The 9,930-nt window shown below is 54.5% G+C and carries 7 protein-coding genes; 2 read left to right on the top strand and 5 right to left on the bottom strand.

Annotated elements, in window-relative coordinates; translation table 11 throughout:
• Both RTM06_RS11560 and RTM06_RS11555 read right to left on the bottom strand, forming a co-directional pair.
• Positions 1–1,161: glycosyltransferase (locus RTM06_RS11560; RefSeq protein ID WP_312182307.1), on the bottom strand; the 1,161-nt coding region annotated here is incomplete at its 3' end.
• Complete coding sequence (locus RTM06_RS11555; RefSeq protein ID WP_312182363.1) at positions 1,154–2,689, bottom strand: glucan biosynthesis protein G; 1,536 nt, start codon at positions 2,687–2,689, stop codon at positions 1,154–1,156. The genes RTM06_RS11560 and RTM06_RS11555, both read right to left, overlap by 8 nt.
• A gap of 278 nt (positions 2,690–2,967) precedes the next feature.
• On the opposite strand from RTM06_RS11555, the gene mdoC reads away from it, so the two are divergent.
• Positions 2,968–4,092, top strand: coding sequence for a glucans biosynthesis protein MdoC (mdoC, locus tag RTM06_RS11550; RefSeq protein ID WP_312182305.1), 1,125 nt, complete (start codon positions 2,968–2,970; stop codon positions 4,090–4,092).
• 31 nt (positions 4,093–4,123) lie between these two features.
• Here mdoC and RTM06_RS11545 read toward each other — a convergent pair whose 3' ends face one another.
• Positions 4,124–5,587, bottom strand: a complete 1,464-nt coding sequence (locus RTM06_RS11545; RefSeq protein ID WP_312182303.1) for a phospholipase D family protein — start codon at positions 5,585–5,587, stop codon at positions 4,124–4,126.
• A gap of 153 nt (positions 5,588–5,740) precedes the next feature.
• On the opposite strand from RTM06_RS11545, the gene RTM06_RS11540 reads away from it, so the two are divergent.
• Positions 5,741–6,889, top strand: a complete 1,149-nt coding sequence (locus tag RTM06_RS11540) for a beta-glucosidase (RefSeq protein ID WP_312182301.1) — start codon at positions 5,741–5,743, stop codon at positions 6,887–6,889.
• Here the strand turns inward: RTM06_RS11540 and RTM06_RS11535 are convergent.
• Positions 6,886–7,059: a hypothetical protein gene (locus RTM06_RS11535; RefSeq protein WP_256696168.1), complete on the bottom strand. Its 174-nt coding sequence runs from the start codon at positions 7,057–7,059 to the stop codon at positions 6,886–6,888. The genes RTM06_RS11540 and RTM06_RS11535 overlap by 4 nt on opposite strands.
• Positions 7,060–7,371: 312 nt before the next feature.
• Entirely contained in the window at positions 7,372–9,573 is a 2,202-nt protein-coding gene (locus tag RTM06_RS11530; protein WP_312182298.1) for a TonB-dependent siderophore receptor, read from the bottom strand.
• Positions 9,574–9,930 lie beyond the last annotated feature (357 nt).

Here is a 9,930-nt window from a genome sequence, read left to right as displayed (position 1 = left end):
ACCTGACGCTTTCGGCGACGACTGGATAATACCGGCGTTCGGGTTAGCATCCATCATGCGCACCAAGCCGGTAAGACACTCACCGCTCATTACGCTGTCGGCGTCCAGCACCACCATGTAGCTGTAGTTGCTGCCCCAGCGACGGCAGAAGTCATCGATGTTGCCGCTTTTACGCTTCACACGACGGCGACGACGACGATAGAAAATCTTGCCGGCGCCACCGACATCACGCACCAGCTCCATCCAGGCTTTTTGCTCGGCGATGGCGATATCGGCATCGTAGCTGTCGCTCAGAATGTAGACGTCGAAGTGCTCGGCGTTGCCGGTACGTTTGACCGATTCCCAGGTCGCACGCAGGCCGGCAAACACGCGTTCAACGTCTTCATTACAGATCGGCATGATCAGCGCGGTACGATGTTCCGGATTCAGCGGCTCATCGCCGGTGGTCGAATACGAAATGCTGTACTTATCGCGGCCAATCAGCAACTGCAGGAAGCCCATCAGCGCGGTCCAGAAACCGGCAGAAACCCAGCAGAACAGAATGGCGAACAGGAACAGAATTCCGGTTTGCAGGATATACGGCAGAATCAGCTCAACCGACTGCAGCCAGTTCTGGTTGAACATCTCGATCGGATCGATCAGCGTCCAGCCCTGATACGGCAGAATGGTTTTCATGTACCAGGTTGCCACCACGGTCTGCAAAATCGTCAGAATCAGCAGCACATAGCGACGCATAGAGCCAACGTGGCGCCACTTGTCCTCCGTTTTCTGCTCTTCAACGGTGGCATAACGTGGATTGGATTTCTTACCGCGCAGGGAATCCCAGGCGCGCGCAATCGGGTTGGTGCGCCAGATTTCCGGGAACATCAGCGAACGCTTCACTTTCGGCATCGCCTTGAGTGTGGTGCGATCGAGATAATCCTTGCTGAGCTGCTGCCCGTCCGCCAAAGAGTCTGGCCAGGCCATTTGCACACGGGATGACACCGATTTCAGCGGCGCATCATCCGGGCGCTCGCTGGCGGCGTTATCCTGCCCCAGCGACGTATGAATAGCGTGGAACGCCTGCGCATTCTGTAGCGAATCGCTCAGACGGGCGCGCCCTGCCGCATCAAGCGGCAGGGCCTCCACGTAAGATTGAGGTAGAAATATCGATTTATTCATTGGCAGGTAGCTGATAGCTCCAGGTTTCCGTCAATGTCTTGTCGCCGCTCACCAGCGCCGCACGCATCTCAGTCGGCTGCTTGTTATCTTTCACTCGCAGACGCAACACCAGACGCCAGCCTTTGGTCACCGGGTTGTAGCGCACACTCTGCTCAACCACGTCAGCGTTGTTACCCACGCTCACCTGCGGCGCCACTTGCGTATCTTCCGGCAGCTTGCTCATCGCTTTGCCAACGAAATCCACGGTGAAGGCGATAGAACCATCCGGCTGACGCACCAGATTCGACTGTTTCACATCACCGGCAGAGCGCAGCGTGTCTTTTACCCAGGCGATGTCGTCTGAGTGCAGCTGATTCTCGTCACGGGTGAAGTGCAGACGATACTGGAAGTTCATCTCTTTGCCCGGCTCTGGCAGTTTTTCCGGCGTCCAGAACGCAACGATGTTGTCGTTGGTTTCATCGGCAGTTGGAATCTCTACCAGTTCAACACGGCCTTTACCCCAATCACCCTGCGGCTCAACCCAGCCACTTGGGCGCAGATCGTAACGATCGTCAAGATCCTGGAAACGGCTGAAATCACGCGTGCGTTGCAGCAGACCAAAGCCTTTCGGATTCTCAATGGTGAAGGTGCTGACCGCCAGATGTTTCGGGTTATTCAGCGGACGCCAAATCCACTCACCGTTACCGGCATGAATCGAAAGACCATTCGAATCGTGCAGCTCTGAACGGAAGTTGGTCACCGGCGAAGGCTGGTTCGCACCAAACAGGAACATACTGGTCAACGGCGCAACGCCCAGTTTGCCGACGTTATCACGCAGGTAAACTTTGGATTGCACATCAACCGTCGATTCTTTGCCCGGTTTGATGATGAAGCGATAGGCACCGGTCGCACGTGGCGAATCCAGCAGCGCATAGATCACCAGCTGTTTGTCCTGCGGTTTTGGACGTTCAATCCAGAACTCTTTAAAGCGCGGGAACTCTTCGCCGGACGGCAAGGCGGTATCAATCGCCAGACCGCGCGCCGAAAGACCGTACACCTGGCCTTCGCCAATCACACGGAAATAGCTGGCGCCGAGGAAGCTGGTGATTTCGTCGTCTTTGCCCTTTTTGTTTAATGGATACAACACCTTAAACCCAGCAAAGCCGAGATTTTTGACTGAATCAGCATCGTGCTTTACGTTGCCGAAATTGAAATAGTCAGGGTTATATTTAATTTCACGTACTGAAGACGCCGTCACTTCGTTAATTTTCACGGGCGTATCGAAATACATGCCCTGATGATAGAACTCAAGCTTAAACGGCGTGCGCAGTTTGCCCCAATAAGCTTTGTCGTGGTTAAACTGGATCTGCTGATAGTCAGCAAACTTCATTTCACGAAACTGAGAGGGTAAATTGCTTTTTGGCGCTTCGAAACTTTTCCCTGCCAACGCCTTGGCTTGTTTTGCAACATCATCAATGTTAAACGCCCAACTATTGTTGGCATACATAGCCAGCAGAACTGCCGCGCCTACCCAGCGCATCTTTACCAGTCCCACTTTATTATTCACATTATTCAGCACATCCCCCCCTTTCGTGTGCTTAGATCAAACCCGATTATCTTAAAGGATTATTCGGTTTTCCGACAGCGTATGTAATAGATTGTTCCGCTGATTTGTAAGCTGAAAATGTGCTTTTAGGATAATTAAACCCCGCAAAATCACATACAGATTCACCTGATAGTATACCCTGTTTACAGCCGGTAGAATTTTCCTTCGGCATAATCCGGTTTCAGGGCGAAACCGGCAAGTAAACTGACTATTGGAAGATTATGAGTTCAGCTAAACCCGAACGTGAATATTTCCTCGATTCGATTCGCGCGTATTTAATGTTATTGGGCGTGCCTTTTCACGTCTCCCTGATTTACTCCACGCAGAAATGGGCGGTGAACAGTCATGACGCCTCAATGTGGTTGACGGTGCTGAACGACTTTATTCACGCCTTCCGCATGCAGGTGTTCTTTGTTATCTCAGGCTATTTTTCCTACATGCTCTACTTACGCTACCAGCCACAACGCTGGTTGAAAGTGCGTCTGGAGCGTGTCGGCATCCCGATGTTGACCGCTGTTCCGCTGATTACGCTGCCGCAGTTTTTCATCACCAAAAATCTCACTGACAAAATCGGCGACTGGAGTAGTTTCTCGCTGTACGACAAGTACAACACGCTGGCGTGGGAGCTGATATCTCATCTGTGGTTTTTATTGGTACTGGTGATTCTGACGACGTTCGGTATGGTGGCGTTTCGCTGGCTGAATAAGCAGCAGCGCAGCATCGATTATCAGCAAATTGGCTGGGGTAAATTGACGCTGGCACTACTGACTTATGCCTTAATTTGGTGTGCGTTGCGCCGCGTGCTGTTTTATTTCGTTCCGGCCGTGTTTGCCGATGGCCTGTTCAGCATTGCCGTGATGCAAACGCTGATGTTCCTGCCGTTCTTTATGCTGGGTGCGTTGAGCTGGAAGCATCAGGCGCTGAAAGCGTTGTTTGTGCGCTTTAATCCGGTGATGTGCTTTGGCGCTATCGCAGTATTCATCGCCTATAGCCTGAATCAGCGTTACAGCAGCGGTGAAGGTTGGCTGTATGAAATCGATATGATCATTTCGACGCTGATGGGGTTGTGCATGCTAAACGTCTGTTTTAGCTTCGGCCATAAGCTGCTGAACAGCCATTCGCCGCGCATCATGTATCTGGTGAATGCCTCGCTGTTTATCTATCTGGTACACCATCCGCTGACCATTTTGTACGGCATCTACATCACGCCGCACATTGGTAGCGACACGCTCGGTTTCTTTGTCGGCTTGCTAATGGTGTTTGGCGTGGCGTTTACGCTGTACGAAATCCATCTGCGCATTCCGCTGCTGCGCTTCCTGTTTTCCGGTAAGCCGCAACGCAAATAAATAAAATGGCCAGGTAAGCTGGCCCTTATATTTAAAGCAACCACTCAACCGGCAAACGCCACACCAAACGCACCAGCAAGCGCTGCAGTAGCGTGCACTGCGGTTCGTGTTTATGCACCACTTCACCCTGCTCGTTCGCAAACTCCACCCAATTGACGCGTCCCCACTTATCCAGGCGCAGCGTCCAGGCGCGATCGCGCATCCCGGCAATAAAGCGCTGATGGGTTTGCTGCGCCAGGGTTTCACTCTCAATCACCAACCCCATTTCAGTGTTCAACATGGCAGAACGCGGGTCGAAATTGAACGAGCCGATAAACACTTTGCGATTGTCGACGGTGAAGGTTTTGGCATGCAAGCTGGAACCCGAATTACCGGTGATGCCGCGATCGTGTGGCGCACTCTGCGGATTATCCTGCGGCTTCAGTTCATACAGCGCAATGCCGTGGCGCAGCAGTTTTTTCCGCCAGCGCGCATAACCGGCGTGTACCACCGTAACGTCATTCGCCGCCAGTGAATTGGTGAGTATCGCAATCTTCACCCCGCGCCGCTTCAACGCCAGCAGTTGCGCCACGCCAGCACGCGTTGGAACAAAATAGGCCGAGATGATATCGAACTGCTGCTGCGGCGTGCCGATCACCTCCAGCATACGCTGCGGCAGTAAACTGCGGCGTTTTGCTTTGCCGAGCCCTTTACGCGGATCGTCGCTCAGCAGACGCGATTCCGCCCACGTCATCTCCAGCTCGCCCTGCTCCATCTGACTGATAAACGACGAATGCTCCAGCCGAGCCAGATAGCGCTCCACCGCTTCACTCTGCTGCCACTCCGGCGGCAAGCGCACCGCCTGATGGGCATCGCCGCTCACATCAACCACCTTGCGCAGCGGCGATACCGCTTTACTGCGCCAGTAGCGTTCGAAATCCTGCGTCACTTCGTCGACCACCGGCCCAATCGCCAGCACATCGAGATCGGTAAACAGCGGCTCATTGCCGGTACCAAAATATTCGTCGCCGATATTGCGCCCGCCCACCAGCGTCGCCGCGCCATCCACCGTCAAACTTTTATTGTGCATACGTCGATTGAGGCGGGAAAAATCGGTGAGATAACCCAGCGCGCGCAACGTGCGGAACGAGAACGGATTGAACAAGCGCACGGCGATATTGACGTGACGATCGAGTTCCGCCAGCGTTTCATCCAAACCCGGCGTGTTGTTGTCATCCAGCAGCAGTCGCACTTTCACTCCGCGCTCGGCGGCATCCAGCAGCGCGCTAAACAGCAAGCGACCAGACATGTCGTTGTGCCAAATGTAGTACTGCACATCAATGGTGTGCTGCGCCATGCTCATCATCTGATAGCGCGCAGCAAAAGCATCCAATCCATCATTAAGCGGATGGATGCCGCTCATGCCCGGATGTCGCGCACAACGCGCCTCAACACTCGGTTTCAGCCCGTTGCCCGACTGTTCCTCAGGCGGCAAAGAAGTTGCTGCTTCACTCATAGTGAATCCCTGAAAGCTGTGGACCTATTATTGTTGGTATCAATGCGCTAACAAGCAATCGGAGGCTTCCTTTTCTGCCCAATGGCGCACCGTCAATTTAGTCTAGACTTAGCCAGGCATTCTGCATCCGGCGTTCACCGTGAGGAGAGGATTATGACCCAGCAATCCCTGCGCCATCACCCTCAGCTGTTCCGCAGTTTCTTTCAGGGCAGTTTTCCCTGTTCAACCGCCTGTCGCGCAGGCGGACGTCGGCTCGATATGGTGATCAGCAGCGGCCACGACATGCTGCTGGAGAAAGATTATGCCGCACTGGCGCAGGAAGGTTTGCACACCGCGCGCGATGGCGCTCGCTGGCATCTGATTGAAGCGGTGCCCAATGAATATGACTGGCGCACCTTTCTGCCGATGGTGCACGCCGCGGCGCGTCACGATATGCAGATTATCTGGGAGCTGGCGCACTTTGGCTATCCCGATCACCTGGATATCTGGAAAGCCAGCTTTATCGATCACTTTGAACGCTTCGCCCGCGCCATGGCGCAACTGATGCGCGATGAAGGCATCGAAAAGCCCTTTTTCACGCCGATCAATCAGATCTCATTCTGGTCGTGGGCCGGCGCGGACGTTTCCTGGCTCGATCCCTACGCCAGCGATCGCGGTCGCGAGCTGAAGCGCCAATTAGTGCGCGCCTCGCTAGCGGCAATGCACGCCATTCGCGAGGTTTATCCCGATGCCCGCTTTGTGCTGACCGATCCGCTGGTGCAAGTGGCGACCGATCCCGATAATCCCGACAGCAAACCCTACGCCGACGCGCAGCATCAGGCGCAGTTTGAAGCCTGGGATTGGATTGGCGGACGCGATGCGCCGGAACTGGGTGGCCGCGCGGATTTCCTCGATATTCTGGGTCTCAATTACTATCCCGACAATCACTGGTTTTTCTCAGGCGAAACCATTCCGCTTGACCATCCGACGCGGCAACCGCTGCACCGTTTGTTAATGCAGTGCTGGCAACGCTATCAGCGCCCAATGATTCTGGCCGAAACCGGCGCTGAAGGTGAGGCGCGGGCGCCCTGGCTGCGGCAGATTAGTGAAGAAGCGCGTCTGGCGCTGGATCACGGCGTGGCGCTGGAAGGCATTTCGCTCTATCCGGTGGTGGAGTATCCGGCCTGGGCCGACGATCGGCGTTCACCGGGCGCGCTGTTTGGCCTTGGCGATCCCAATGGCAATCGCACCTTGCATGAGGCGCTGGCGCTGGAGTTGCGCAGTCAACAAATTAAGTGGCAGAACTGGCAGACAAACAGCTAAGACTGTTGCGTGGTGGCAGGTTTTTGCGGACAGGTTTGCACATCAAGTGAAGGATCAGCCGGATGACGTACGTCGGTGAGCCAGGTCATAGTGAAAAGAAACACTACGCCAATTAAACAGGCGGAGAGCAGGCCAATTATGGCGATCAGTTTGTCATCTCTTGATTCCATCGACATCTCCTTGCAGGCTTCCTTTTCCCGGTGCTGACCTTAACTCATCCACAGCGTAATCATCAGGACGAAGATTATAAGCGTAACCGAAGTGACTGCAAGTACCACAATAGCGAAGAGCGCGTCGTCGAGCGGCTGCCGATAAGGTTCGTCGTGGTCGTCTGGTGGTGCAGGTGAACTCATGATGACTCAAAAATAAAGGCGAGTTTTCGCGCAGGATTGCCGCACAGAGTGTAATGCAATGTGCTTAAAGTTACAGGATTATTTCTGGCGGAGAAAATAACGGGGCGCAAGCGCCCCGTGAAGAAAAGATTAGAAATCGTAGCTCAGTGAAACCTTCACCGTACGCGGTTCACCCTGAGACAAATAGGTGCCGCTGTCATCGACGTTGGCCCAATATTTCTCATTGGTGACGTTATCCACGCCCACGCGCCACACCATATCGTTCTGGTTAACCTTCATGCGGTAACGCAGACCCAAATCCAGCGTGGTGTAATCATCCAGCTTCATGTTGTTTGCCAGATCAGCGTATTGCGAGCCGGTGTAATTCAGCAACGCCGTGGCAGTCAAACCGTCCACCGGCTTGATGTCATACTCAGCACCCAGCGCCGCAGTGAAGCGCGGTACGCCAATGGCGTTTTTACCATTCTGATCGCTGTCACCGGTTTTGGTCATATCCGGATCGATCCAGGTGGCGCTGCTGTTGAGACGCAGGCCCAGCACCGGCTCACCGAATACATTCAGCTCCACGCCACGGTTACGCTGCTCGCCATTCAGTTGGTAAACCGAATTGTTCAGCACACCAACCGGCTGTTTGATTTCAAACAGCGCCAGCGATCCGCCAACGCGACCAAAGTCCGCTTTGACACCCACTTCGTTCTGCTTCGCATGCACGATGCCAGTCACACTACCGTAGTTGGTGGCGGTAAACGGCGCGGCGGTGCCCGGCGTCAGCGATTCGGTATGGTTGGCATACAGCGAGATATTCTGCGTGGCTTTATACAGCAAACCGTACGCTGGCAACCAGCGGCTGCTGTCGAAACGTGTCGCGGTATCTTCAGCGCCGTCATAACCGTAGTTACGCACCACCACTTTCTGATGACGCGCGCCGACGGTTGCCAGCAAAGTGTCATCAAAGAAGCCCAGCGTATCGCTCAGCAGGTAGCCCTGTGAACGAGAACGATACGTGGTGAGTGGATCGCTGAACTTAGCGCCACCGGCAAACATGCTATCCGGTTCGGCCACATCCTGCGGGTTATAAATGTTCACATTGGCATCGTTACCCGACGACATGCGATAGCTATTTTTCGCATTCGCGGTCATCGCCGAATAGCCGAAGTTCACTTTATGCGTCACCGGACCAGTGGTGAAATCACCACGCAGGCCAACCATGCCGCTCATGTTGTCCTGCACACGATTAGTACGGAAGCGGCCAATGGTGGCGTTGCCGGCGCTATCGAGGATCTTTGGAATGCCGTAGTTGCCCACTTCATGGGTGTGCTGTGCGCCGAGGCCCGCATAAGCGGTCCACTGATCGGTCAGATCGTATTCGGCTTTCGCCAGACCAAACTCCGACTCGATATCGCTGAACACCCAATTCTGGCTGTAGTTTTTCGAGTTGGACGGCACATCAGGAATGAAATCGATGCCGCTGATGTTGATGCCGTTACGCGCATCGTGGAAGGTCTTTTTCTGGTAGCCGACGTCGAGCGACGTACGCAGACGATCGCCACGATAATCCAGGCCGAGTGACGCAGCGGTGGTGCGTTTCTTTTCGCCATCCACCTCCGTGCCGCCTTCGCGGTTAACCGCATTCAGACGCACGCCAAACTGGTTATTGTCGCCAAAACGACGGCCAATATCGGCGGTACCGCCTACTTGTGAACCTGACGTGTAATCCACGCCGATGCGCGTCAGCGGCGTGTCATCAGCGTGCTTCGGCTCGAGGTTAATCATGCCGCCGACGCCGCTTTCCGCCGAACCGTTCAGCAAGGCGTTAGCGCCTTTAAAGATTTCCACGCGATCAATCAGCGAGGCATCCATCACCTGACGCGGCACAATACCGGCCAGGCCGCCGTAGGTCATGGCATCGCCGTCCAGTTTGAAACCGCGAATACGATAGCTCTCGGCAAAGTTGCCGTAGCCTTTCAGATTCTGCACGCCAGCATCGTTGCGCACCACATCACCGATGGTTTGCGCCTGCTGGTCCTGAATCATTTTCGAGGTAAAACCGATGACGTTGAACGGCACGTCCATGGCGTTTTGCTCACCCAGCATGCCAAGACGGCCGCCGTGTGCAACCTGACCATCAAGGAACGCCGGTACCAGATCGTCGCCGCCGGGTTTGAAATCGGTTTGCGGTGTCGCGGTCACGGTCAGCGTCTGCTGCTCGTTTTTCGCGTTGGTTTGAGTTGTGGTGTTGGTAGTAGCAGCCATCACTGGCAAACAACCGGCGCTGACCATTACGGCCAACAGCGTCGGTTTCAGTCCGGGATTGAAAGGCATAGCGCGCATGGGATCCCCTAATGCAAACGAAGTGATAATCATTATTATTGCGGTTTGCGATTATGCGCAGTCGTTGCCCGAAAGCAAGAAAAATCCTACTTTCTGCGTTCATATCATGGAGGAGTGGTGCATTAGATACCCTGCCCGGTCTTGTAGGGTCGCCATTCATGGCGACCAATGCTTATCACTGAAGAAAGGGTTTTGCTTTGAATAGGTAGCGGGTTCTGACACGTCTGCTGCGTCACGGGCAACTGTGCCCTTTTCAACAACATGTACCGAAGCTTACGAGCAGGCCAGGTGCGCTTTTGGTTAGGCAATCCGCAGCGCTGAACGAAGCGAGGAAGCCAGGAGAGCCCGCAGGACGCG

Origin of the sequence: Pantoea sp. CTOTU46764 (genome assembly GCF_031974595.1) — a bacterium.
GTDB classification, from domain to species: domain Bacteria; phylum Pseudomonadota; class Gammaproteobacteria; order Enterobacterales; family Enterobacteriaceae; genus Pantoea; species Pantoea trifolii.
This window is presented reverse-complemented; position numbering and strand designations above follow the sequence as displayed.